Annotated in this window: 19 protein-coding genes; 16 read left to right on the forward strand and 3 right to left on the reverse strand. The window is 74.0% G+C overall.

Translation table 11 applies throughout. The annotated features are described in order from the left end of the window. The first annotated feature begins 65 nt into the window (after positions 1–65). The 15 genes from DDJ31_RS03100 to DDJ31_RS03170 all read left to right on the forward strand — a co-directional run bounded on the left by DDJ31_RS03100 (position 66) and on the right by DDJ31_RS03170 (position 17,839). On the forward strand, positions 66–1,067 hold the full coding sequence (locus DDJ31_RS03100) for a ScbA/BarX family gamma-butyrolactone biosynthesis protein (protein WP_127181834.1): 1,002 nt from the start codon (positions 66–68) through the stop codon (positions 1,065–1,067). After that, entirely contained in the window at positions 1,064–1,993 is a 930-nt protein-coding gene (locus DDJ31_RS03105) for an NAD-dependent epimerase/dehydratase family protein (RefSeq protein WP_164785056.1), read from the forward strand. Before DDJ31_RS03100 ends, DDJ31_RS03105 begins: the two co-directional genes overlap by 4 nt. 295 nt (positions 1,994–2,288) lie before the next feature. Next, entirely contained in the window at positions 2,289–3,224 is a 936-nt protein-coding gene (locus DDJ31_RS03110; RefSeq protein WP_164785055.1) for a hydroxyacid dehydrogenase, read from the forward strand. Between the two features lie 29 nt (positions 3,225–3,253). Continuing rightward, positions 3,254–4,663: a M20/M25/M40 family metallo-hydrolase gene (locus DDJ31_RS03115; RefSeq protein WP_127181831.1), complete on the forward strand. Its 1,410-nt coding sequence runs from the start codon at positions 3,254–3,256 to the stop codon at positions 4,661–4,663. Continuing rightward, positions 4,660–5,640 carry a 2,3-diaminopropionate biosynthesis protein SbnA gene (gene sbnA / locus DDJ31_RS03120; protein ID WP_127181830.1) on the forward strand — a complete coding sequence of 327 codons (981 nt, stop codon included), beginning with the start codon at positions 4,660–4,662 and terminating at the stop codon, positions 5,638–5,640. The genes DDJ31_RS03115 and sbnA overlap by 4 nt, the downstream gene beginning before the upstream one ends. A 56-nt stretch (positions 5,641–5,696) precedes the next feature. Then, a complete protein-coding gene (sbnB, locus tag DDJ31_RS03125; RefSeq protein ID WP_127181829.1) occupies positions 5,697–6,704 on the forward strand; it encodes a 2,3-diaminopropionate biosynthesis protein SbnB in 1,008 nt (335 codons plus the stop codon). 34 nt (positions 6,705–6,738) lie between these two features. Then, positions 6,739–8,004 carry a CoF synthetase gene (locus DDJ31_RS03130; RefSeq protein ID WP_127181828.1) on the forward strand — a complete coding sequence of 422 codons (1,266 nt, stop codon included), beginning with the start codon at positions 6,739–6,741 and terminating at the stop codon, positions 8,002–8,004. A 3-nt stretch (positions 8,005–8,007) separates the two neighbouring features. Continuing rightward, complete coding sequence (gene asnB / locus DDJ31_RS03135) at positions 8,008–9,810, forward strand: asparagine synthase (glutamine-hydrolyzing) (protein ID WP_206280746.1); 1,803 nt, start codon at positions 8,008–8,010, stop codon at positions 9,808–9,810. A 42-nt stretch (positions 9,811–9,852) separates the two neighbouring features. Next, the gene (locus DDJ31_RS03140; protein ID WP_127181827.1) at positions 9,853–10,851 is read left to right on the forward strand and encodes an aspartyl/asparaginyl beta-hydroxylase domain-containing protein; all 999 of its coding nucleotides are present in this window, start codon (positions 9,853–9,855) and stop codon (positions 10,849–10,851) included. A gap of 59 nt (positions 10,852–10,910) precedes the next feature. Then, positions 10,911–12,287 carry an ATP-grasp domain-containing protein gene (locus DDJ31_RS03145; protein ID WP_127181826.1) on the forward strand — a complete coding sequence of 459 codons (1,377 nt, stop codon included), beginning with the start codon at positions 10,911–10,913 and terminating at the stop codon, positions 12,285–12,287. Then, on the forward strand, positions 12,284–13,612 hold the full coding sequence (locus tag DDJ31_RS03150) for an oxamate carbamoyltransferase subunit AllG family protein (RefSeq protein WP_127181825.1): 1,329 nt from the start codon (positions 12,284–12,286) through the stop codon (positions 13,610–13,612). Before DDJ31_RS03145 ends, DDJ31_RS03150 begins: the two co-directional genes overlap by 4 nt. Next, complete coding sequence (locus DDJ31_RS03155) at positions 13,609–14,850, forward strand: MFS transporter (RefSeq protein WP_206280744.1); 1,242 nt, start codon at positions 13,609–13,611, stop codon at positions 14,848–14,850. Before DDJ31_RS03150 ends, DDJ31_RS03155 begins: the two co-directional genes overlap by 4 nt. Positions 14,851–14,878: 28 nt before the next feature. Then, a complete protein-coding gene (locus DDJ31_RS03160; protein WP_127181824.1) occupies positions 14,879–15,907 on the forward strand; it encodes a threonine aldolase family protein in 1,029 nt (342 codons plus the stop codon). Positions 15,908–16,133: 226 nt separating this feature from the next. Further along, positions 16,134–17,213, forward strand: coding sequence for a DMT family transporter (locus tag DDJ31_RS03165; RefSeq protein WP_127181823.1), 1,080 nt, complete (start codon positions 16,134–16,136; stop codon positions 17,211–17,213). Positions 17,214–17,218: 5 nt separating this feature from the next. Continuing rightward, positions 17,219–17,839 (forward strand): ScbR family autoregulator-binding transcription factor, encoded by a 621-nt coding sequence (locus DDJ31_RS03170; protein WP_127181822.1) that lies wholly within the window; start codon positions 17,219–17,221, stop codon positions 17,837–17,839. 7 nt (positions 17,840–17,846) lie between these two features. Here DDJ31_RS03170 and DDJ31_RS03175 read toward each other — a convergent pair whose 3' ends face one another. The 3 genes from DDJ31_RS03175 to DDJ31_RS03185 all read right to left on the reverse strand — a co-directional run bounded on the left by DDJ31_RS03175 (position 17,847) and on the right by DDJ31_RS03185 (position 22,597). Continuing rightward, complete coding sequence (locus DDJ31_RS03175) at positions 17,847–18,668, reverse strand: alpha/beta fold hydrolase (protein ID WP_240678302.1); 822 nt, start codon at positions 18,666–18,668, stop codon at positions 17,847–17,849. Positions 18,669–18,825: 157 nt separating this feature from the next. Beyond that, entirely contained in the window at positions 18,826–20,385 is a 1,560-nt protein-coding gene (locus DDJ31_RS03180) for a glycosyl hydrolase 53 family protein (protein WP_127182978.1), read from the reverse strand. Between the two features lie 190 nt (positions 20,386–20,575). Beyond that, complete coding sequence (locus tag DDJ31_RS03185; RefSeq protein WP_127181821.1) at positions 20,576–22,597, reverse strand: beta-galactosidase; 2,022 nt, start codon at positions 22,595–22,597, stop codon at positions 20,576–20,578. A gap of 183 nt (positions 22,598–22,780) precedes the next feature. On the opposite strand from DDJ31_RS03185, the gene DDJ31_RS03190 reads away from it, so the two are divergent. Beyond that, positions 22,781–24,094, forward strand: coding sequence for an extracellular solute-binding protein (locus DDJ31_RS03190; protein ID WP_127181820.1), 1,314 nt, complete (start codon positions 22,781–22,783; stop codon positions 24,092–24,094). Positions 24,095–24,168 lie beyond the last annotated feature (74 nt).

Below are 24,168 nucleotides of genomic sequence, written 5' to 3' on the forward strand. Positions count from 1 at the left end.
CGACCGCACCCGGGCCCTCCCTGGTGTCGCACCTTTCGGGCAAGCGCAGACAGGAGCCGTGTGACATGTCAGTCGACATCAGCCTTCCATCCCCCTCCCCCGCTTCCGCTCCTCCCTCCACCGACCAGCGGTTACGCCCGCTGTCCTTCGACCGGACGGCGCCGCGCGGACTCGTGCACCGGCGGGCCGTCGGAGAAGTCTTGCTCACCGACTGGATACGCCTCGGGCAGCACCGTTTCCAGGTGGGAGCCCAGTGGCCGCGCGGGCACGCCTTCTACGGCCCGATCGGTGAACTCTGGCACGACCCGCTGCTGGCCGCCGAGAGCGTCCGTCAGGCGTCGTCTCTGGTCAGCCACGCCTTCTACGACCTGCCCTGCGACCATCCGACCCTGATGACGGAGCTGGACCTCGACGTCAGACCGGACGCGCTGCGGCTCGACGGCCGTCCCGCCGACGCGGTGCTCGGCATCGACTGCACCGGTGTGACGGTCCAGGGCACCCGGCTCACCGGGATGACGATGAACGTCCAGATCACCCGGGGCGCCGTCCGGCTCGGCCGGGCCCGGATGACGCTCAACTGCCTGCGCCCGTCGGTCTACCGGCGGCTGCGCGGCGCGCACGCCGAGGTGCCCGAGGCGCTGCCCGAGCAGCCCGCGCCGCTGCCTCCGCGCGAGGTGGGACGCGCCGTCGAGGCCGACGTGGTGCTCGGCCCGCCCGCCGCGAGCCTCGCGGAGCCCGGCGAGGGCGCCTGGCCGCTGCGGATCAACTGGTCCCACCCCACGCTCTTCGACCACCCCACCGACCATGTGCCCGGGATGCTGCTCCTTGAGGCCGCGCGGCAGGCGGCCCAGCGGCTTTCGGGGCCCGGTCCTGTCCTGGTCCGCGCGATGCAGAATCGATTCCTCCGCTATGTGGAACTGGACTCCCCCGTTCTGGTCAGGGCCCGCCCGGTGACCGCGGCCGACGGAGGCCGGCAGATACGCGTGACGGCCGAGCAGGACGGCAGCGTCGCCTACACCTGCGTCCTCGACACGCACCGCGCGCCGGCCGCCGGGAGCGGCGGGTGAACCGCCCGCACGTCCTCGTCACCGGCGGGGCCGGGTTCGTCGGCGGCGCGGTCCTCCCGCTGCTGCGGGCGGCGGGCGTCCGGGTCCGGGTGCTCGCCCACCGGCGGCCCACCGAGCGCGGGCCGGACGTGGAGGTCGTGGACGGCGACCTCACCGACCCGTCGAGCGTGCGCGGCCTCTGCCAGGGCGTGGACCGCGTCCTGCACCTCGCTTCCTACGTCGGCAAGGACGAGGAGCGGTGCCAGGCCGTGAACGTCGAGGGCACCCACCGGCTGGTCGCCGAGGCCCGCCGGGCGGGCGTGACCGGGTTCGTGCGGCTCGGCACGGCCGCGGTCTACGGCAACGGGCCCTTCGTGCGGACGGCCGAGGGCGCGGAGGAGCCTCGTCCCGTCTCCTCGACCAGCCGCAGCAGGCTGGCCGGGGAAGAGCCGGTGCTGGCGGCGGGCGGCGCGGTGCTGCGTCCGTACCTGGTCTACGGCGCGGGCGACCGGTGGGTGATGCCGGCCCTGGCGCGGATGCTGCGCGCCCTGCCCTCCGGGCTGCCCGAGCGGGGGTCGGCGCGGCTGTCGCTCACCGAGGTCGGCAGCCTCGCCGCGGCCCTCGTCGGGACGGCCGTGCACACGCCGCCGCGGCGGGCCGCCGGGGTCTTCCACGCCTGTCCCGAGCGGCCGGTGACCCTGCGCGAGCTGGTCGCGACCGCCCACCGGGAGCTGGGACTCCCGCTGGTGCGGGGCGACCAGCCGTTCGAGCGGGCCCGCGAGGAGCTGCTCGCCGCCGGGTGCGACCCCCATCTCCTCGACCTGTTCGGGGTCGACCACTGGTTCGACGGCACCCGGCTGCGCACGCTGGGCTCCCACCCGCCGCTGACCGGCCTCGCCGAGGGGCTCGCCGCGCACGCCGACTGGTACCGCGCGCACCTCCCCTGACCCACCGGCACTCCCCCGCCCCGCGCCGCGGCCCCCGGGCCCCGCGGACCGGTGCCCGCCGATCGGCACCGGCCCGCGGGACGGCCGGCCCTTCGGTCCCGGCCTCGCGCTCCCCCGGCCTCCCGGTCCTCCGTGTTCCGCCCCTCCGTCATCTGGTCCGGACCGTGACGCGGGCCACAGGAAACGGTGGCGTGAGGACCCTTCCCCTGAAACAAACCGACCGTTACGCTTCCCTCATAACAAACCGAATGTTCGGGTTTTTACCTGGCTTCGACGCCTCTTCGAGGAGAGATCCGTGCCCACGCCGATCGTGATCGTGAGTGACGCACTGCCCGGCGACACCGTCGCCCCCCTGAAGGCCGCGTGCGACGTCCGTCAGATCGACGGCCGTGACCGCCAGGCCCTGCTCGCCGCGCTGCCCGAGGCGGACGCCCTGATCGTCCGCAGCGGCACCCGGGTAGACGCCGAGGTGCTCGAACGCGCCACCCGGCTGCGGGTCGTGGCCCGCGCGGGCGTCGGCCTCGACAACGTGGACACCGCCACCGCGCGGGCCCTCGGCGTCACCGTGGTCAACGCCCCCGACGCCAACTCCGTGAGCGTCGCCGAACTGACCGTGAGCCTCGTCGTCGCCTCGGTGCGCCACCTTCAGGAGGCGGGCCGCTCCCTCCGGGCGGGCGAGTGGCGCCGCTCCGACTTCGCCGGGACCGAGCTGTCGGGACGCACCGCGGGCATCGTCGGCTTCGGCCGCGTCGGCCGGGAGGTCGCCCGCCGCCTGGCCGCCTTCGACATGCGGATCCTCGTGCACGACCCGTACGCGGACACCCTCGCCGACGACGTCCACGCCACCGGCCTCGACGAACTGCTCGCCGCCGCCGACGTGGTGACGCTCCATCTGCCGAGGACCCCCACCACCACCGGCCTCATCGGCGCCCGCGAACTGCGGCTCATGAAACCCACCGCGCACCTGGTCAACACCGCGCGCGGCGGCATCGTCGACGAGAGCGCCCTGTACCGGGCGCTGTGCGCGGGCACCCTGGCCGGCGCGGCGCTCGACGTCTTCGCCACCGAACCGCCGGGCGCCTCACCGCTGTTGGACCTCCCCAACGTGGTCGCCGTCCCGCACCTGGGCGCCTCCACCGCCGAGGCGCAGCTGCGGGCCGGGCACGAGGCCGTCCGCAAGGTCCTCGCCGAGCTGGCCCCGCTGCTGGCCCCCGCGCCCACCACCGTCTGAGCTCCCGCACCCGCACGCAGGAGACCACCATGTCTGCACGCCCCACAGCCGCCCCCGGGCGCTCGCTGATGGCCCGAGCCCGCGACGACCTCGCCGCCCTGGTCGGGCTGCGCACCGTCGCCGGCGTATCGCCCCCCGAACAGTTCCACCGCGCGGCCCGGCTGATCGCCGACCTGCTCGTGGACGCGGGCCTGCCGGAGATCCGGCTGCTGCCCGCCGACGACGGCACCGAGACCGTGTACGCCCGCAGGCCGGGACCGCCCGGCGCACCCCGCGTGGTGCTCTACGCCCACTACGACGTCGTCTCCGCGCAGGACGAGACGGCCTGGCGGAGCCCGCCGTTCGAACTGACCGAGCGGGACGGCCGCTGGTACGGACGCGGCAGCGCGGACTGCAAGGGCAATGTCGTCGCCCACCTCACGGCGCTGCGCTCCCTCCAGGACGCCCTGCCCGACGAACCCTGGCCCGAGCTCGACCTCGTGGTCCTCGTGGACGGCTGCGAGGAGCCGGGCGACGCCGCCCTCGAGAAGCTCCTTCGGGCCCGCCCCGACCTGCTCGCGCCGGACGTCGTGGTCGTCGCGGACACCGGCAACCTCGCGCCGGGCGTCCCGACCCTCACCACCTCGCTGCGCGGCATGGCCGTCGTGGAGATCACCGTCTCCACGCTCGCCAGGACCCTGCACTCGGGCCAGTTCGGCGGGCCCGCGCCGGACGCGCTGACCGCCCTGATCCGGCTGCTCGCCACCCTGCACGACGCCGACGGGACCCCGTGCGTGCCCGGCCTCGGCTCCGCGAGCGGCCCGGGACCGGGCCGCGCCGGGTACTCCGAGGCGGAGTTCCGCGCCGACGCCGGGGTCCTGGACGGCGTGCGGCTCATCGGGTCGGGAACGGTCGCCGAGCGGCTGTGGGACCGGCCCGCCGTGACCGTGCTCGCCGTGCGGTCGCCGTCCCTCGACGACGCCGTGCCCGCCCTGCTGCCCTCGGCGAAGGCCCTGGTCAGTGTCCGTACCCCGCCGGGCACCGAGGTGGCCCGGGTGCACGAGGCGCTCGCCGGTCATCTGCGCGAGCACGTCCCGTGGGGCGCCCGGCTCGACATCAGGCGCGTCACCAGCGGTCCCGCGTTCCGCGCGGACACCGGCGGCCCTGCGCACACCGTGATGCGCGAGGCGCTGTCGGACGCCTTCGGGGTGCCGGCCCGCGAGGTGGGCGCGGGCGGCTCGATCGCCGTCTGCTCCGCCTTCAGGTCGCTCTACCCGGACGCCGAGATCGTCCTGTGCGGGGTCGAGGACCCGCCGTCGAACATCCATGGCACCGACGAGAGCGTCAGCCCCGGGGAGATCGCCGCCCTGGCCCGTGCCGAGGCTCTCTTCCTGCGCCGCCTGGCCGCCGCCCGCACGGGCCGGCGCGCCGCCCCGACCGGACCGCGGGAGGACCGATGATCTACCAGCGCGCCTGCGACATCGTCACCGACGACGTATTCCTCGAACTGGACCGGATCCTGCCCGACAGCCGTCTCTTCCTGAAGCTGGAGGGGATGAACCCGGCCGGTTCGGTGAAGCTCAAGTCCGCGCTCGGCATGGTGGAGGACGCCGAACGCAAGGGCAGGCTCTGGCCCGGTGGCCGGATCGTGGAGTCGTCCTCCGGGAGCCTCGGCATCGCCCTGTCCGTGATCGCCGCCGCCCGCGGCTACCACTTCACCTGCGTGACCGACCCGAACGTCTCCCCGCAGAGCCTCGCCCTCATCCGGGCCCTCGGCGGCGAGGTCGTCGAGGTCACCCGGCGCGACCACAACGGCGGCTACCTGGGCACCAGGATCGCCCTCATCCGGGAGATGACCGCGGCCGACCCCGGCCTGGTCTGGCTCAACCAGTACGCCAACCCGGCCAACGCGCAGGCCCACGCGCAGCGGACCGCCACCTCGATCCTCAAGAACATCGGCCACGTCGACGTGCTGCTGGTCGGCGCGGGCACCACCGGCACCCTCATGGGCTGCACCCGGCACTTCCGGGCGTTCTCGCCGTGGACGCGGATCATCGCCGTCGACACCGCGGGCTCGGTGACCTTCGGCGGCCCGCCAGGACCCCGGTACATCCCCGGCCTCGGCACCAGCCGCCGCCCCGAACTGTGCAGGCCCGACCGGGTCGACGAGATCGTCCTGGTCGACGAGAGCGACGCGGTCCGGATGTGCCGCAGGCTCGCCCGCGACCACGGGCTGCCGGCCGGCGGGTCCACCGGGTCCGTGCTCGCGGCCCTCGAGTCGGTCGCCGACCGCGTCCCGCCCGGCTCGCGCGTCGTGGCGCTCTCCCCCGACATGGGCGACCGCTACGTCAAGACGATCTACGACGACCTGTGGGTCGCCGACACCTTCGGCGCCGACGTCCTCGACGACGCGGACGCGCGCCCCGTCGCCGTGTGACCGCCCGCGGCCCACCCGCACCGACGCGACCCCCGCACCAGCAGAGAGGCACCCGCATGTTCGACTTCCACGTGGTGGGCGGAACCGCCCTGCGCACCCTCATCGACGTCTCGCGCCCCGACATCGTCGAGACGGTCCGCGCCGCCTACCTCACCCACGACGCCGGCGACTCGGTGAACCCCAACAGCTACTTCCTGCGCTTCCCTGAGAAGCCCGAGGCCCGCATCATCGCGCTCCCCGCCCACCTCGGCGGCGACCACCGCGTCTCCGGCATCAAGTGGATCGCCAGCTACCCCCGCAACATCGAGCGCAACATCCCGCGCGCCTCCGCCACCCTGCTCCTCAACGACCACGGGACGGGCTACCCGTTCGCCTGCCTCGAGGCGTCCCAGATCAGTGCCGCCCGCACCGCCGCCTCCGCCGTCCTCGGCGCCCAGGAACTCACCGGCGGCCGGAGCGCGCGGCGGGTCTGCCTGGTCGGCGCCGGGGTCATCGCCCGCAACATCGCCGAGTTCCTCGCCGCCCAGGCGTGGTCGGTCGAGCAGTTCGTCGTCCACGACCGGGAGCCCGGCTACGCCGACGCCCTCGTCCGGCGCGTCGCCGACCTCGGCTACCGCGCCGAACGGGAGGACTCCTTCGAACGGGCCGCGGCCGACGCCGACCTGGTGATCTTCGCGACCACCGCGCCCCGGCCCTGGGTCACCAGGCCCGACACCTTCGCCCCGGGACAGACCGTCCTCAACGTCTCGCTGCGCGACCTCGGCCCCGAACTGGTGGCGGGCGCGCAGAACATCCTCGACGACGTCGACCACTGCCTGACCGCCGACACCTCGCCGCACCTCGCCGAACAGCTCCTGGGACACCGGGACTTCATCGACGGCACGCTCGCCCAGATGATCCGCGGCCGGATCGCGCCGGCCACCGACAAACCCCGGATCTTCTCCCCGTTCGGGCTCGGCGTCCTGGACCTCGCGGTGGGCGAGAGCCTCTACCGGCAGGCCGTGGAGAAGGGCCTCGCGACGGAGGTGCCCGGCTTCTTCGGTGAGACCACCCGCTGGAGCTGACCCGCCCGCCGCACCCGACGAGAAAGGCACCCGCATGCCGCACCCCACCGCCACCGCCGCGCGGACCGGCTCCCCCGCCCGCGCCGCCGAGCTGGCCGCGCTCGCGGCCGGCCACGCCCAGCGCTTCCCGTGGTACCGCGAACTGCTGCTGCGCCGAGGCGCGCTCGGCTCGGGGGACCTCTCCGACCTGCCGCCGGTCTCCACCGGCCTGCTCGGCGCCCACTACTACACCGCGGACCACCCGCACCTGCCGGACGCCTCCGCGTACCACACCTCGGGTACCTCCGGCGGGCTCCGCAAGCGCATCCTCTACTCGCCCGCCGACGACGACGCGTATGTCGCCCAACGCCGCTGGCTGTTCGGGGAGTTCACCGCGTCCGTGCCGGCCGGCTCGGTCGCCGTCGCCGACCTCGGCACCGGCCACGCGGCGGCCTCGGCGCACCGGGTCTTCGAGGAACTCGGCTTCCAGGCCCACGACATCGACTTCACCCGGCCGGTGGACGAGCACGTCGAGAGGCTCAACTCGCTGCGTCCCGACGTGTTCTTCACCATGCCGATGATCCTCGACCGGCTGTTCCAGGCAGGTCCTGAGCTGGACATCAGCCCGCGGAAGGTGATGGTGGTGGGCGATGTCGCGCCGCCCGCCTGGCGGGCCAACGTCGCGAAGCGCTTCGCCCTCGAACCCGCCGACGTCCTCGACGTGTTCGGCTCGATCGAGATCGGCGCCATCGCCCACTCCTGCGCGCAGACCGGCCTCTACCACTTCCACGACCACATCGTCCCCGAGGTGATCGACCCCGAGGAGCTGGCCTCGGCGAGCGAGCACGACCGGGTGCCGTCCCGGCAGGAGGGCAGCGGGGCACTGCTGCTCACCTCCTTCACCCGCGGCTACTTCCCGGCCGTCCGCTATGTGACGGGCGACGCCGTCACCGGGCTGCGCCGCATCGTCCACGAGGGCCGCGAGGTCTTCGCGTTCGAACGCGTCGACGGCCGCCTCGGCGGCGACTTCAAGCACGGCGAGCGGATCAGCAACCACGATCTGACGCAGATCATGGCCGAGGTCTTCCCCGGCTCGCCCTTCGAGGCGTCCGACGACGACGGCCTCGTCGTGCGGGTGGTCGCGGACACCGTCACCGACGCGCAGCTCGCCGCCGTCCGGGCAGGGCTCGACCGGCAGGCCCCTGACGTCGCCCAGATGATCGCGTCGGGGCTGGTCGGAGCGGTCCGGGTGACCGCCGTCGGGCCCGACGGGCTGCGCTCGGGGCACGCCAAGCGCCGACTCGACCTCAAGGAGGGCTGACCGGTGTGCGGTATAGCCGGCACGGCGTCCCTGGGAAGCGGCGCCTTCCACCCGTCCTTCCCGTCCGCCGCCTGCGCCGCCATGGCGCACCGGGGCCCCGACGAGACCGGGTCCTTCGCCTCGGGCGGCACGGCCCTCGCGATGTGCCGGCTCAAGGTCCTCGGCCTGCACGACGGTTCGCAGCCCGTGTACAGCGACGACGGCAGCGTCGTCTGCGTCCTCAACGGCGAGATCTACAACCACCGCGAGCTGCGCGCCTTCCTCGCCTCCCGGGGCCGCCCGGTGCGCGGCGGCAGCGACGCGCAGGTGCTGCCGCACCTCTACCAGGAGCTGGGTGAGGAGTTCGTCGAGCGGCTGCACGGCATGTTCGCGGTCGCCGTCCACGACCTGCGCGCAAACCGGCTGGTCCTGGCGACCGACCGGGTCGGCAAGAAGCCCCTGTTCCTCGCGGCCCCCGCGGGCGGCGGGGTGGCGTTCGCGTCGGAGCTGCCCGCGCTGCTGCTGCACCCCGGCATCGGCCGGGAGACCGACCCCGTCGCCATCGACCAGTACCTGAGCTACCGGGTCGTCCCCGCCCCGCACACCGTCTACCGGCAGGTGCGGAAGCTGGAGCCGGCGACCGTCGCGGTCTTCGAGCCGGGAAAGCCCGAACGCCGACGCGTCTACTGGGAGTTCGGGTTCACCAACGAACTGACGGACGTGCCGCAGGCGGAGATCGACGACACCGTCGACGCCCTGCTCCAGGAGGCGGTGCGCGACCGGCTCGAGTCGGAGGTGCCGCTCGGCTCGATGCTCAGCGGCGGCCTCGACTCGAGCCTGGTGACGGCCATCGCCACCCGGCAGCTGGGGCGGCCCCTGCACACCTTCTCCGTCGGGTTCGAGCACGCCGCGTTCGACGAGTCGGCGCACGCCCTCGCCATGGCCGAGCACTGCGGGACCCGGCACCACGTGTACCGGATCGGCGCGGCGGACGCCCTGGAGGCCGTCGACACCGTCCTCACCCACATGGGAGAGCCCTACGCGTTCCCGTCGGCGATCGCCGCGTCCTGCATGTACCGGCTGGCCCGTCGGCATGTCACGGTGGTGCTGACCGGTGACGGCTCCGACGAGATCTTCTGCGGGTACGGCCGCTACCGGCGGCTGCGCGACCTAGGGGGCGCGGGCGACCTCGCCGACCGCTACGAGCGGGTCCTGGTGGACGGGGTGCCGGGCGCGCTGAAGGACCGGCTGTACACGGACGCCTTCGCCGCGCGGCTCCCCGGCCACCCGCACAACTACCTGCGGGACCGTTTCGCGCGCACCGACCCGGCCGCCCCGGACCTGGACCGGGCCATGCACGTCGACAGCGGATTCTGGCTCTCCGACGCGCAGTTGGTGAAGATCGACCGGATGTCGATGGCGCACTCGGTGGAGCCCCGCAGCCCGTTCCTCGACCACCGGCTCATCGACTACGTCAGCCGCGTCCCGGCGGACCGCAAGCTCGTCGGCGACCAGGAGAAGGCCCCGCTCAAGCGGGTGGCGGCCCGCTATCTGCCCCGGCAGATCCTGGAGCGCCGCAAACAGGAGCTGGCCGTGCCGCTGGAGAGCTGGCTGGGCACCGAGCTGCGCCCTGTCATCAGCGGCACCCTGCTGTCCGAACCCTCCCTGGAGCGCGGCTACTTCGACCCCGACCAACTGCGCACCGTGGTCCGGGAGTTCCGCCCCGAGCACAGCTACGCGCTGTGGACCCTCTTCATGCTGGAGCGCTGGCACCAGCTCCAGGCGGACACGGCGGACCGCGAGCCGGCCGCCGCCGGCCTGGTCTGACAGCGCCCCCTTCCCCTCCCGACACCCGCCAAGGACGTACCCATGTCATCCTCCGCACCGCTCCTCGACACCGTGCCCATGCCCGCCGAGGGCGTCCGACTCAAGCCCGCGTTCGACGCGGGACGGCTGCTGCGCGAGCTGACCTCCCTGCGCGAGCACACCTGGGACCAGCAGCGCGTCTACAGCGAGGACGGCGTCGGCGCCGCCACCGAGGTCGACTGGCGGTGCCTCGCGCTGCGCAGCCCCGGCGGCGAGGCCGACCGCACCGACCCGGGCGGCCCGGGACCGCGCGACTTCGCCGACACCGAGTGGCTCGACCGCATCCCCTACGTCCGCGAGGTCCTGGAGTTCATCCCGGCCCCGCTGCACGCCGTCCGGTTCATGGCGCTCGGCCCCGACACCGTCGGCATCGACCACACCGACCCCAAGTACGGGCCGCGTTGGGGCGTCGGACGGCTGCACGTGCCGGTCGTCACCAACCCCGGCGCCGTCCTCGTCCTCGACGGCGTCGAACACCGCTGGCAGCCGGGCGAGTTCTGGTTCGGCGACTTCAGCCGCACCCACCGGGTGCAGAACACGGGCACCGAGCACCGGGTGCACCTGGTGATCGACGTGCTGGTCACCCCCGGCCTCGCGGCTCTCTTCCCGGAGAGCTGGCAGAGCTACTTCCGGGACGGCGAGGTCCTCTACAACCGGCAGGAGAACCCGCAGACCCCGGACGAGGTCCGCAGGCTCGCCACCCGCTTCCCGGTCCCGGAGACCTTCCACCTGTGGGAGGACGACACCCCGCTCTCCGCCGATCTGCCGGTGCGGACCGCGTCCCTGGCCGAGCAGGACGGGCGGGCGGTGCTGCGGCTGGCCGACGGCCGGGTGTTCGCGCTGGTGCACCTCGGCGACCACGAGTACCGGTTCGCCGGCTGGAGCGAGGAGCGCACCCTCCAGGTCTTCCCCGACGGCCCCGACCCCCGGGTGGTGCTGCGCACCCGGGCCGGCAGCGGGGTCGACGAACTGACCGTGACCGCCGAGCGCCTGCCCGCCTGATCCGCGCCGTGCGGGGGCGCGGCACCTGCCGCGCCCCCGCACCCCGACCGAGGGACACCATGACCACCTTCCGTGCCAGCGGCGGGCCGCCCGCGCCGGACCCCGCCGACGGCTTCCGGCCCGCCGTCGTCGTCATCACCGACCTGATCGTGTTCGCCAAACACCTGCGGCTGCTCGACGCGGCTCAGGAGCGGGGCGTGGCACCGCTGTTCGTCTTCGGCCCCGAGACCCCTGACCGCGAACTCGCCCGGCACCGCGCCGACCCCGACCACCCGCTCTCCCGCCTCCCCGACGACGACGTCCTGCACCTGCCCGACACCTCCCTGGAGACCCTGCTGCGCGGTGTCGCGCCCTGGCTGCGGGAGCGCCCGGTGCGCGCCGTGCTCAACGTCGGCGAGGTGTTCGTGGAGGCCGCGGGGGCCCTGGCGCAGAGCCTCGGGCTGCCGGGGCCCGGCACGCACGCGGCGCGCGTCTGCCGCAACAAGCTGCTCCAGCGGCTGGCGGCGCCCGGCCTCGCGCCGCGCTGGACCGTCCTCGACCAGGGCCGCGCCGGGGCCGCCGGAGACTGGCACGCCTATCCCGCGGTCCTCAAACCGGCCTCGCGGATGTCGAGTTCGGGGGTGCGCGCGGTCGCGGGACCCGACGAGGTGGGCCCGCTGCTGCCCGGCTACGACGCCGGTGAACTGGTCCTTCTGGAGGAGCGGATCGCCGGCCGCGAGTACTCGGTGGAGAGCCTGGTCCGTGACGGCGTGGTGCTGTGGGCGGGGATCACCGCCAAGGACACCAACGAGTCGGACACCTCGTTCTTCACCGAGACCGGCCACACCTCGCCCGCCCCGCACCTCACCCCCGCGCAGGAGGCGCTGCTGCTCGACGCCAACAGCGCGTTCCTGCGGGCCGTCCGGTTCGGCACCGGGATGAGCCACGCCGAGTTCCGGCTGACCGCCGAGGACCGGGTGGTGCTGATGGAGGCCGCCGCACGGCCGCCGGGCGACGCGATCACCCGGCTGTGGCGGCTGGCGACCGGGATGGACCTGGACGCCGCCCTGCTCGACCTGGCCCTCGGCACCGACCCGGTCACCGCGCCGCCGCGCCGCCGTGCCCGGCAGGTCTACCTCGACCATCCGCGCGGTCTGCTGACGGACGTGAGCGCCGCCGACGTCCCCGTGCACTGGGTCGGCGAGCGGGGCCGCTGGCCCGATCTGCCGCCGGCCGCCGCCGACGCGCCGTCCCGGGGCCACGCCGTGCTGGTCAGCCGCAGCCGGGGCGATCTGCTCGGCGACCAGGCCGACTCGCAGGGCCGGTCGGTCTCCGTCGTCCTCGACGGGCCGCTCGGCGCCGACCTCGACGCCGTCACCCGGGAGACCGCCCGCGCGGTGACCATCCGCGCCGTGCCGCTCGCGGCGGCCGGCCGGTCCGAGGAGGCCGTCCGATGAGCGGCGGTCCCGGCACCGCGTCCGCCGCGGGCAGCGCGCGGGGCACCGCCGCCGACGACGCCAACGAGCGGGCGGTGGCCCGGCTGACCGGCTCCCGGCCCGTGCTGGAGACGGTGGCCCGCGCGGGTGACGTCGTCCGCGGTCTGACCGACCGCACCATCCTCGTCTCCGGGCCGCCGATGGCGTGGGACCGCTACACGGGCGGCCAGCGGCGGGCGATCATCGGCGGCGCGCTCTACGAGGGCCTGGCGGGCGACGAGGCGGAGGCCGAGGCGCTGCTCGCCGACGGCTTCCTCACCGTCCGCCCGTCCCACGACCACGCGACCGTGGGCTCCCTCACCGGCGTGTGCACCGCGTCGATGCCGGTGCTCGTGGTCCATGACCAGGCGTCGGGGCGGCGCGCGTTCTGCCGGATGAACGAGGGCGCCGACCGGGCGTCGCTCACCTTCGGGGTCTGGGACGACGGCGTCGAGGCGCGGCTGCGGCACGTCAGCGACATCGTCTCGCCCGCCCTCGCCGAGGTGCTCGAGCGGATGGGCGGGCTCGCGGTCGGGCCGATCGTGCGCCGGGCCCTGACGATGGGCGACGACCTGCACAGCCGTCACAAGGCGGCGGGGGCGCTGTTCAGGGCCGAGGTGCTGGACGCCGTCCTCGACCTGTCGCGGCAGGGCGTCACCCGCAGGTACCGGGCGCTGGCCGGATATCTGCGCTCCGCCGAGTACCTGTTCCTGCACATCGTGATGGCCGCGGCCAAGGCCGCGGCCGACAGCGCCTCCCATCTCGCGGGCAGCAGCCTCGTCACCGCGATGAACCTGAACGAGAAGGAGTTCGGGCTGCGGGTCTCCGGCCTCGGCGACCGCTGGCTGACCGCTCCGCTCCCGCCCGTCGCCACCCTGCGCGGCCGGCTCTACGACGGCTGGAGCACCGACGACCTCGCGTACGTCGGAGGCGAGAGCCTCATCACGGAGACCATCGGCCTCGGCGGGATGGCGGCGGCCGCCGCCATGCCGTTGCAGGACCACTCCGCCGGATCGCCGCCCGAGATGCTCCGCACCACCGAGCGCATGTACCGGATCACGCTGCGGGAGCACCCCGACTACCGCATCCCCGCCCTCGCCTACCGCGGCGTGCCGTGCGGCATAGACGTACGGCGGGTCGCGGAGACCGGCGTCGTCCCCGCGATCCACCTGGGCGCCACGCTCCGCGACGGCGGCCACGCCGGCGCCGTCCTCTTCCGTCCCCCGCTCGAACCCTTCGAGCGGGCGGTCGAACTGCTGTCCAACGAACCGACCCTCACCCCCGCACGACCCGGAGATCCCCTGTGACACCCTCGTCCCCCTCCCGCCAGGACACCGACGCGGTGGACGCCGCGGACGGCGCGGAACCCGCCGCGCACTCCCCCGTGCTCCTCGGACCGGTGCGCCGATGGTTCGCCGTCGCCGCCGTCGGCACCGGAGTCTTCGCCTTCACCACCACCGAGATGGTCCCGATCGGACTGCTCCCCGCGATGAGCGGCGACCTGCGGGTCTCCGAGGGCACCGTGGGCCTCTCGGTCACCCTGTACGGCGCCATCGCGGGCGTCTTCGCGCCCGTGCTGACCGCGGCGACCCGCCGCTTCGACCGGCGGCTGCTGCTCCTGCTGGTCCTCGCGATCTTCGTCGCGGGCAACGCGTTCACCGCGCTGTCGTCGTCGTACGGCGTCCTCATGGTCTCGCGGCTGCTGACCGGCTTCGCGCACGGCGTGATGTGGTCGATCGCCGCGTCCATCGCCGTCCGGCTGGTGCCGCCCGCGCAGTCGGTGCGGGCCACCGCCGTCGTCTTCAGCGGCATCTCCATCGCGTCGGTGGTCGGCGTGCCGTTCGGCACCTTCGTCGGCGGGCTCTCCGACTGGCGCACCGCGTTCTGGTCGATCTCCGCGATCGGCGTGCTGATCCTCGCCACGGCGGCCTTCCTGCTGCCCCCGATGGCGCCGCGCGCCGTGGTCAGGCTCGCCGAACTGCCCCGGCTGCTGCGCGACCGCAACCTGCGGATAGCCACCCTCGTCACGGCCGCCATGGTGACCGGCCACTTCGCCGCGTACACCTATGTGGCGCCGTTCCTCGAACAGGACGCGGGCATCCCCTCCCACTGGGTCAGCGGCCTGCTGCTCCTGTACGGCGTCGCCGGCGTCGTCGGGAACTTCGCGGGCGGCGCCGCGGCGGCCCGCGCGCTGCGCGCCACCACCCTCAGCTGCGTCCTGCTGCTCGCCACCGCCGTCGTCCTGCTGGTGGCGAACGGCAGTTGGCACCCGGGCACGGTGATCCTGCTGCTGGTGTGGGGCGTCGCGTACACGGCGCTGCCGGTCTGCCTGCAGACGCTGGTGTTCGCCAGCGCCCCGCAGGCCGCGGAGGCGGCGACCTCGCTGTACATCTGCGCGTTCAACGTGTCGATCGCGCTCGGCGCGCTCGTCGGCGGCTGGGCCGTGGACGCGTCGGGGCCGTCGTCCGTGATGTTCCTGGGCGCCGGATTCAGTGTGCTGGCCGCCCTGTTGATGACCCGGTACCGCGTCGAGCGCGCCGACTAGCGACCGCTCCCACCTCCCGGAGGCTGCGATGGCACCACCCCCGGCCGGACCGCAGGTCGACCTGCGGTCCGACACCGTCACCCGTCCCGACGCGCGGATGCGCCGGGCCATGGCCGACGCCGAGGTCGGCGACGACGTCCTCGACGGCGACCCCACCATGCGGGCCCTGGAGGAGGAGGTCGCGGGGCTGCTCGGCGCCGAGGACGCCCTGTGGGTGCCCAGCGGTTCGATGGGCAACCTGATCGCCCTGTGCGTCCGTCTGGAACGGGGCGACCGGTTCCTCGCCCCCGACCAGGCGCACGTCCTGGAGCAGGAGGTCGGGACGGCGGCGTGGCTGGCCGGGGGCATGCCCCGGGCGCTGCCCTGGACGGCGGGGCCCGGCCGGCCGAGCCCCGCCGACGTCACCGGGGCGGTCGCCAGGGGCGGCCCGTACTTCGCGCTGCGGGACCGGCTGCTCTGCCTGGAGAACACGCACAACGCGGCGGGCGGCACGGTCACTTCGCCGTCCGAACACCGGGAGCTGGTGGCCGCAGCGCACGCGGCCGGGCTGCTGGTCCACCTCGACGGCGCCCGGCTGTGGAACGCGGCGGTCGCCCTCGGGGTGCGGGTGGCGGAGCTGGCCGAGGGCGCGGACAGCGTCCAGGTCTGTCTCAGCAAGGGGCTCGGCGCGCCGGTGGGTTCGGTGCTCGCGGGCGGCGCGGCGTTCGTGCGGGAGGGGCGCCGGGTCCGCAAGATGCTCGGCGGCGGGGTCAGGCAGGGCGGGATCCTGGCGGCGGCGGGTCTGGTGGCCCTCGGGCGGGTGGACCGGCTGGCCGAGGACCACGAGCACGCCCGGCTGCTGGCGGCGGGGCTCGCCGAACGCGGCTGGAAGACCGACGTCCCGCAGACCAACATCGTCCTGCTGCCGGTCGACGACCCGCCCCGCACCGTCGAGCTCCTCGCCGGGTACGGCATCCGCACCGTGCCCACCGGCGACGCGGTCCGCATGATCACCCACTGCGACGTGACCCGCGAGGACGTCCTCCGGGTGGTGGACGCCTTTCCGGCGCCGGTCTGAACGGGGCCGTTCCGGCGGCCACTTGGAAGGCCGGGCCGGCCGGGGGGCGGGCTCGCGGCCCCAACGGGGGTGCCTGAGTCGGCGATCGGGCTCCTCCTCCCGGGCGCGACACCGCACCCCCGCACCCCCGCACCCCCGTCCCACCGGGCCCCGGCACCACGCGCCGACCGCCCACCGCTCAAGGCCCGTTGCCCGTCACCCGTCGCCCTCTGTCCCGGGAGCGCCCATGTCCATGTCCCGCCCGTCGCGTGACCGTGCCCCGGCGGCCGGTCGTGCGGCGCCGCCCCGGCCCGCCGCCGTGCCCGCGCCCCCGTCGGGCACGGCCGGGTCCGGGGTGCTCCCGTTGGTCGCGGCCGTCGCGGGCGGCGCCGCGCTGGCCCTGGAGTCCGTGGTCAACGGCCGGCTCGGTGAGCACGCCGGGTCGGTGTCGGCGGCCGTCTGGTCCAACACGCTCAGCCTCTGTGTCGCGGCGGTGGCCGCGCTGTTCCTGCCGCGCCTCGGGCCGGCGTTCGGGGCGCTGCGGGCCGCGCTGCGGGCCCGGTCGCTGCGGCCGTGGCACTGTCTCGGCGGGGTCGCGGGCGGCAGCATGGTGCTGACGCAGGCGCTGACCGCCGCCGCGCTGGGGCCGGCCGCGTACACGCTGGCGCTGGTCGCCGGCCAGACCCTGTGCGCGGTGGCGGTGGACCACCTCGGTCTCGGTCCCGGTGGCCGGCGCCGGGCCACGGCCAGGCGGCTGGCGGGCGGGCTGCTCGCGGTCTGCGCGGTGGCCTTCCCGGTGCTGGCGGCGCCGGACGCGGGCCGCGCGCTGGCGCTGGCCGCGCTGCCGTTCCTCGCCGGGTGCGCGCTGTCCTGGCAGATGGCGGTGAACGGCCGGGTGGACGAAAGCTGCGGGCACCATCCGTACCCGGCGGTCCTGCTCAGTTTCGCCGCGGGTACCGCCCTGATGGTCGCCGCCCTCGCGGTGCTCGCGGTCTCCACCGGGCTGCCGCGGCCAAGGTCGGGACCGCTGTGGCACTTCACGGGCGGGCTGCTGGGCTGTGTGGTGGTGCTGACGGCGGTGCTGACCGTGCGCAGGATCGGGGTGCTCGCGGCCGGGCTCGGCATGATCAGCGGTCAGGTGCTCGGCTCGCTGCTGCTCGGCCCGCTGCTCGGCGAACCGCCCGCGCACCAGGGGCTCGTGGCGTTCGGGGCGGTGCTGCTGATCGGCGCGTCCGTGCTGGCGGCGCCCACCGGTCCACGGCCGGCTCCGGTGGCCGCGGGCGGGCCCAGACGACGCGGGGACGGCGGTGCGGACGGGGGGAACTGAGTCCGATGCCCCGACAGCAACGCGCCGTCCGCTCCCGTGAGGCCATCGTCCGGGCCGCCGCGCAGGTCGTCGACCGGTACGGTCTGAAGGCGGCGACCCTCACCAGGGTGAGCGAGGCGGCCGGACTCTCCAAGGGCGCGGTCTACTTCCACTTCGCCGACAAGGACGCGCTGGCCTCCGCGCTGGAGCAGGAGGCGGTGCGGGCGCTCGACACGCTGGCCGCGGCGCGCGGCCCCGGGACCGGGCAGGCGCTTGCGGCGCTGGTGGCGACGTCACGAGAGCTGGCCCGGCTGCTGAGCGAGGACGTGGTGGTGCGGGCCGGGTTCCAGGTGAGCTGCGACCGGGCGGACGGCGAAGTCCCGCTGCTGCGCGGCCGGTTGGTGGCGCTGCTGCTGCGGCTGCTGGAGGACGCCAGGCGGGACCGGAGTCTGCCGCCCGGCGTGGTGGCCGAGGACGTCGTCGCCACCGTGCTGGCGCTGACCGTGGGGGTGCAGATCCTGTCCCGTCAGCCGGGCGCGGCCCGGGAGGCGTCCCAGGTGGTGGAGCACTTCTGGCGGGCCGCGCTGCCCGGTCTGACGGCGGCCGGGCGCCGTGAGGAACCGCGGCCGGGCGACCCGGCCGGGTGAGTGGCGGTCAGCAGGCGTGCGCGGGGTGGCGGACGGCCCGCGCGAGGTGGCCGGCCAGGGTGCGGGGGTCCTGGGCGTGGGCGAGGTGGCCCTGTCCCGGCATGACGACCACCCTGGCCCTGGGCAGCGCGGTCGCGAACGCGGCGAACGCCTCGCCGTAGGGCGCGACGCCCTCGTTGTCGCCGCCGAGCAGCAGGGTGAGGGGCGGCAGGTCGAGGGCGGCGAGGGCCGCGAGGTCCACGGGATGGTCGTCGAGGGCGGTCAGTTCGCGGGCCAGGGGCGCGGCCAGCGGGCGCAGGACGTCCCAGACGGGGGTGGCGCGCAGGCCGTTCACGTACGCGGCGGAGAAGCCGGACACGTCGCGGTTGACGATCTCCACGGCGCGGTCGAGGTCGCCTGCGGCGTCGGCCTCCCGCAGGGCGGGCAGTGCCGCGCGGCCGAAGGGGCGGGCGACCGGCTCGTAGAGGGTGAGGGAGCGGACGGCGGCGGTGCGGCGGGCGGTGGTCTCCAGGGCGACGAGTCCGCCGAAGCTCCAGCCGAACAGGTCCACGCCCAGGTGCGGGCCCTCGGCCGCGGTGATCTCGTCGAGGACCCGGGTCAGGTCGTCGATCTCGGTGCGCAGCGAGTAGTCCGCGCCGAGCGGACCGCTGGGGCCGCGTCCGCGCCGGTTCAGCACGTAGACGGGTCCTGGGACGTCCAGCGCGTCGACGACGGGCTGCCAGCCGGCCGCGTCGGCCATCACCCCCGGGACGAGGAGCAGGGGCCGGCCCGTTCCGGCGCGGCGGGTGAGGGTGAGCGGGACTCCGTCGCGTTCCACGCGTGTCAGCACGGTGCGGTTCCTCCTGGGGAGACGGTGGGGCGGCGTGCCCAACGACCAGGTAGGCGCGGTGTAACGGCGGATTCCGGCCGGTCGCGGGTGCTTCGGCCGGGTGGAGCGCGCGAGGGGCCCGGCCGCTGTCCGGCGGCCGGGCCCTGGTGTGCGGCGGTCAGCGGTGGCTGAACCACGCCATCGAGGTGAGCGCCCGGTCGTCGAAGCCGAACAGGGCCTGGTTCTCCCAGCCGTTGCCGGAGGACGCGTCGGCCGGGTCCCAGCCGTTGCCGGTGACGGCGGTCCAGGTCGCCTCCCAGTAGAAGACGCCCAGGCCGCGGCCGCCCGGGACCGCCTCGACGACGTTGGCGACGGCGTTCATCCACGCCAACTGGCCCGCGGCGGAGGCCGGGTAGCCGGCGACGAGCTTGTCGGTGGTGTCGATCTGGTTGGCCAGCGAGTCGTCGCTGTCGAGACGGAAGGGGTAGGACGTCTCGGCGATGAAGACGGGCTTGCCGTAGCGCGCGGCGGTGTCGTCCAGGGTGGCCTGGGCGGCGGCGAGCGAGCCGTGCCAGAAGCCGTAGTAGGAGAGCCCGATCAGGTCGTGACTGATGCCGTACGTCTTGGCGTTGTCGAACCACCAGCGGACGGTGCCGTCGTCGCCCGCGTTGGCGAGGTGCAGGGCGACCTGGGTGCCGGTGGAGACGGCCTTCGCGGCGCTGTAGCCGGAGTTGAGCAGTCCGGCGAGCTGCGACCAGTTGGCGGTGGAGCCCTCGGACCAGAGCATGCCGCCGTTGATCTCGTTGCCGACCTGGACCATGTCGGCGGTGGTGCCCTGCGCCTTGAGGGCGTTGAGCACGTCGTAGGTGTGGTTGTAGACGTCGGTCTTCAACTGGCTGTAGGAGTGGGTGGCCCAGGCGGCGGGCTTGGTCTGCTTGCCGGGGTCGGCCCAGGTGTCCGAGTAGTGGAAGTCGACCAGCAGCTTCATGCCGGCCGCCTTGACGCGCTTGGCGACGGCCAGCACATGCGCCTTGTCGTTGTAGCCGTCGGCCGGGTTCACCCAGACCTTGAGGCGCGCGTAGTTCATGCCGGCGTTCTTCAGGATGGTGACCGCGTCGCCCGTGGTGCCCGAACTGCTCTTGTAGACACCGCCCTTCGCCTCGCTCTTGGCGAGCGAGGAGATGTCGGAGCCCTTGATCGACAGGCCGGTCGAGCCGGACGCGAACGTCAGGTCGTCGACGTTGATCCAGTTGCCCGCGTTGGCGTCGGAGGTGACGCTGATCGTGCACTGGTTGTCGGTGACGGCGATCGAGGTGACGATCCGCACCCAACTGCTGCTGGAGACCGGCAGGTCGGTGCGCTGCTCCGGGCTGCCGCAGTTCTTCAGGGCGAGGTGGGCGGCGTTCTGCCCGCCGCCCGAGCGGACCCACGCGGTGAGGGTGTAGGTGCCGTTGGTGAGGCCCGACAGGTACTGGTACGTCTCGACCTTGTAGGCGCTCGACGCGTAGTGGGTGAGGCGGTAACTCCCGCTGTGGCCACCGGACTCGGTGTAGGAGGCGGCGGTGTCGCCGTACTCGGACCAGCCGGCCGGGACGGCCGCGCCCGCGCCGTCGGACTCGAACCCGGCGTTGGTGAGGGTGCCGGCCGCGGTGGCGGTCTGGGCGGGCAGGGCGGTGAGGGCGAGCCCGGCCAGGAGCGGCAGCAGCAGGGCCCTGAGCGCGCGTCTGGGATGGAACATCATGGTCCGTCGTCCCTTCGACGAGATGGCGAGGGGATGCCCTGCGAGCGGGCCGCGCCCGCGTGCGGATCGCTCCGCCGCGGGACGCGCCCGGCCGCGGGGCGCGTCCCCTCTCGGGGTCCCTCCCGGGGAGCGGAGGGCGTTCCCCTTCGCCCGCGGCTCGCAGCTCGCGCGGGCGAAGGGAGTGGGCTCAGCCGTCGAGTCGTACGACCCGGACGGCTCCGGCCGGGACCGCGAGGCGGCCCGCGGCGCGTTCGCCGGTGAGCAGCTCGGTGCCGGCGCTCTCCAGTGCCACCTTGGCGTCGGCGGCGGTGTGGTTGATCGCGAACAGGAAGGTGCCCGACTCGCCTGTGCGGCGCACCACTTCGACGTCCCGGGGCAGGTCGGCGCGCGGGGCGAGGCGGGCGTCCTGGCCGGCGCGGGCGAGGACGGCGTCCAGGCCGTCGGCGGCCAGGCGGGTGGAGACGTACCAGGCGGTGCCCTCGCCGAGGCGGTGCCGGGTGACGGCGGGGCGGCCGGCGGTCAGGCCGTCGGCGTAGCTCCAGACGGTCTCGGCGCCGCGCGGCACCACGAACTCGGTCCACACGTCGGCGCCGAGGGCGAGGCCGTCGGGTCCTTCGAGCCGTACCGCCTGACCGGCCAGGAGTGGGGAGAACTCCTCGACGGTCAGGCCGAGGACGTCCCGCAGGGCGCCCGGGTAGGGCCCGTCGTGGACGGCGTCGTGCTCGTCGACGATGCCGGAGAAGTAGGAGACGACGAGGGTGCCGCCGCCTTCGACGTAGGCGCGCAGGTTGTCGCCCGCGGCCTCGGTCATCAGGTAGAGCGCGGGCACCACGACCAGGGGGTAGCGGGACAGGTCGGCCTCGGGGTGGGCGAAGTCGACGGTGAGGTGGCGGTCGTAGAGGGCCTCGTAGAAGGCGTCGGCGCGTTCGCGCGCGTCGTGGTCCTCGCTGGGCCGCCACTGGAGGTTCTGCGCCCACCAGGAGTGCCAGTCCCACAGGACGGCCGCGTCGGCGTCGGTGCGGGTGCCCTTGACGGGCGTCAACGCGTCGATGGCGGCGCCGAGTTCGACGACCTCGCGCCAGACGCGGGTGTCGGTGCCGCCGTGCGGGAGCATCGCCGAGTGGAACTTCTCGGCGCCGCGGCGGGACTGCCGCCACTGGAAGAACAGGGCGCCCTCGGAGCCGCGGGCCACGTGGGCGAGGGAGTTGCGGGCCATCTGGCCGGGGGCCTTGGCGGGGTTGCGGGGCTGCCAGTTGACGCCCGAGGTGGAGTGTTCGAGGAGGAGCCAGGGGGCGCCGCCCGCCACCGAGCGGGTGAGGTCGGCGGCCATCGCGAGGTTGACGTGGGTGCGGCGGCCGTCGGTGATCAGGTAGTGGTCGTTGGTGACGAGGTCGACCTCGCGGCCCCAGGCCCAGTAGTCGACGGAGTCGCACTGGCTGAGGGCGGTCATGAAGTTGGTGGTGACCGGGATGCCGGGCGCGAGGCGGTGCAGGATGTCCCGTTCGGCGACGAAGTTCTCCCGCATGGTGGCGTCGGCGAACCGCTTGTAGTCGAGGGCCTGGCCCGGGTTGCCGACGGTCGGGGCGGTGCGCGGCGGGGTGATCTGCTCCAGGTCGGCGTAGCGCTGGCCCCAGAAGGCGGTGCCCCAGGCGGCGTTGACCGCGTCGACTGAGCCGTGCTCGGCGGCCAGCCAGCGGCGGAAGTGGGCGGCGCAGGAGTCGCAGTAGCAGGCCGAGACGGGGACGCCGTACTCGTTGTGGACGTGCCAGAGGGCGAGCGCGGGGTGGTCGCCGTAGCGTTCGGCAAGCCGGGTGGTGATGTCCGCTGCGGCGGCCCGGTAGTCGGCGTTGCTGTGGCAGATGGCGCCGCGGGAGCCGAAGGCGAGGCGGACGCCGTCGGCGTTGACCGGCAGCGCGTCGGGGTGGTCGCGGTAGAACCAGGCGGGCGGGACCACGGTCGGGGTGCCGAGGTCGACGCGTATGCCGTGTTCGTGGAGCAGGTCGAGGAGCCGGTCGAGCCAGCCGAAGTCGTGTTCTCCGGGGGCGGGTTCGAGCAGCGCCCAGGAGAAGATCCCGACGCTCACCAGGGTGACGCCGGCCTCGCGCATCAGCCGGACGTCCTCGTCCCAGACGGATTCCGGCCACTGCTCCGGGTTGTAGTCCCCACCGAAGGCGAGCCTGGTGAGGCCCTTGGGGGTGGTCTCCGGCATGGATCTCTCCCGAGTTATCGATCATTTGGGAACGTGCACACACATCATTGACGGTGCGAGCCCAACATAACCGCACAGCAACAACCATTGACAAGTGTCCGGGATGTTTCTCTACTGTGAACGCTCACAGAAGCATGGCAGGCCCTCGCAGCAGGCGCGGGCCCCAGGTCAGGGGAGAAATCCATGCCCATCACGAAGCACAGTCGCCTCGTGGCCACCACCCTCGCGGTCGCCCTCGGCTCCACCGCCCTCGCCGCCTGCGGCTCGGACGACGACAAGGCCGCGTCGGGGCCGGTCTCGCTGACGTACTGGACCTGGGCGCCCGGCATGGACAAGGTCGTGGACCTGTGGAACAAGGGGCCGGGCAAGAAGGACCGGATCACCGTCACGGTGAAGAAGCAGGCGTCGGGCGACACCCTGGTCACCAAGATCCTCACCGCGCACAAGGCGAAGAAGGCACCCGACCTGGTGCAGGCCGAGTACCAGGCGCTGCCGACGCTGGTCAGCAATGACGCGCTCGCCGACATATCCGGGGACGTGGGCGACGCCAAGGGCAAGTTCGCCGCCGGCGTCTGGCAGCAGACCACGCTGGGCACGGACGCCGTCTACGCGGTGCCGCAGGACATCGGACCGATGATGTTCTACTACCGCGAGGACCTCTTCAAGAAGTACGGGCTCAAGGTCCCCACCACCTGGGAGCAGTTCGCCGAGACCGCCCGCGCCCTGAAGAAGAAGGCACCGGACACCGACCTCACCACCTTCTCCGCCAACGACTCCGGTCTCTTCGCGGGCCTCGCCCAGCAGGCGGGCGCCAAGTGGTGGACGACCTCGAAGGACACCTGGAAGGTCGCCATCGACGACCCCGCCACCGAGAAGGTCGCCACGTTCTGGGGCGACCTCGTCAAGGAGGGGGCCGTCGACAACCAGCCGATGTACACCCCGGCCTGGAACAAGGCGCTCAATACCGGCAAGCAGATCGCCTGGGTCAGCGCGGTCTGGGCGCCCGGCACCCTGAACACCGCCGCGCCCGACACCAAGGGCAAGTGGGCCATGGCCCCGCTCCCCCAGTGGTCGGCGACCGAGGACGTGACCGGCAGCTGGGGCGGCTCCTCGACGGCCGTCACCACGGACTCCGCGCACCGGTCCGCCGCCGCCAGGTTCGCCACCTGGCTGAACACCGACGGCGACGCGCTCAACGCGCTGGCCAAGGAGAGCGGCATCTACCCCGCGTCCTCCTCCGCCCAGCTCTCCGGCGCCTTCACCACCCCGCCCGACTACTTCGCGAACCAGCCCGACTTCTACACCAAGGCCGCCGAGATCGCGAAGACCACGGCACCCTCCGCCTGGGGCCCGAACGTGAACGTCGCCTACACCACGTTCAAGGACGCCTTCGGCGCCGCCGCCAAGAACAAGTCGGACTTCGCCGCCGCCCTGCGGACCATGCAGGACGCCACCGTCGCCGACATGAAGAAGCAGGGCTTCGGAGTCTCCGAGTGACCACCGCGCGCCGCACGCCGTCCGGGGCCGAGGGGGCCCCGGACGGCCGCACCTCCTCCGCCACCCTCAGAAGG

This window comes from Streptomyces griseoviridis (assembly GCF_005222485.1).
Taxonomy (GTDB): Bacteria; Actinomycetota; Actinomycetes; order Streptomycetales; family Streptomycetaceae; genus Streptomyces; species Streptomyces hintoniae.

Coding starts and splice junctions, on each gene's coding strand:
- DDJ31_RS03100 (WP_127181834.1), top strand. CDS start 66: ATGTCAGTCGACATCAGCCTTCCATCCCCCTCCCCCGCTTCCGCTCCT.
- DDJ31_RS03115 (WP_127181831.1), top strand. CDS start 3,254: ATGTCTGCACGCCCCACAGCCGCCCCCGGGCGCTCGCTGATGGCCCGA.
- sbnA (WP_127181830.1), top strand. CDS start 4,660: ATGATCTACCAGCGCGCCTGCGACATCGTCACCGACGACGTATTCCTC.
- sbnB (WP_127181829.1), top strand. CDS start 5,697: ATGTTCGACTTCCACGTGGTGGGCGGAACCGCCCTGCGCACCCTCATC.
- DDJ31_RS03130 (WP_127181828.1), top strand. CDS start 6,739: ATGCCGCACCCCACCGCCACCGCCGCGCGGACCGGCTCCCCCGCCCGC.
- DDJ31_RS03140 (WP_127181827.1), top strand. CDS start 9,853: ATGTCATCCTCCGCACCGCTCCTCGACACCGTGCCCATGCCCGCCGAG.
- DDJ31_RS03145 (WP_127181826.1), top strand. CDS start 10,911: ATGACCACCTTCCGTGCCAGCGGCGGGCCGCCCGCGCCGGACCCCGCC.
- DDJ31_RS03150 (WP_127181825.1), top strand. CDS start 12,284: ATGAGCGGCGGTCCCGGCACCGCGTCCGCCGCGGGCAGCGCGCGGGGC.
- DDJ31_RS03160 (WP_127181824.1), top strand. CDS start 14,879: ATGGCACCACCCCCGGCCGGACCGCAGGTCGACCTGCGGTCCGACACC.
- DDJ31_RS03165 (WP_127181823.1), top strand. CDS start 16,134: ATGTCCATGTCCCGCCCGTCGCGTGACCGTGCCCCGGCGGCCGGTCGT.
- DDJ31_RS03170 (WP_127181822.1), top strand. CDS start 17,219: ATGCCCCGACAGCAACGCGCCGTCCGCTCCCGTGAGGCCATCGTCCGG.
- DDJ31_RS03180 (WP_127182978.1), bottom strand. CDS start 20,385: ATGTTCCATCCCAGACGCGCGCTCAGGGCCCTGCTGCTGCCGCTCCTG.
- DDJ31_RS03185 (WP_127181821.1), bottom strand. CDS start 22,597: ATGCCGGAGACCACCCCCAAGGGCCTCACCAGGCTCGCCTTCGGTGGG.
- DDJ31_RS03190 (WP_127181820.1), top strand. CDS start 22,781: ATGCCCATCACGAAGCACAGTCGCCTCGTGGCCACCACCCTCGCGGTC.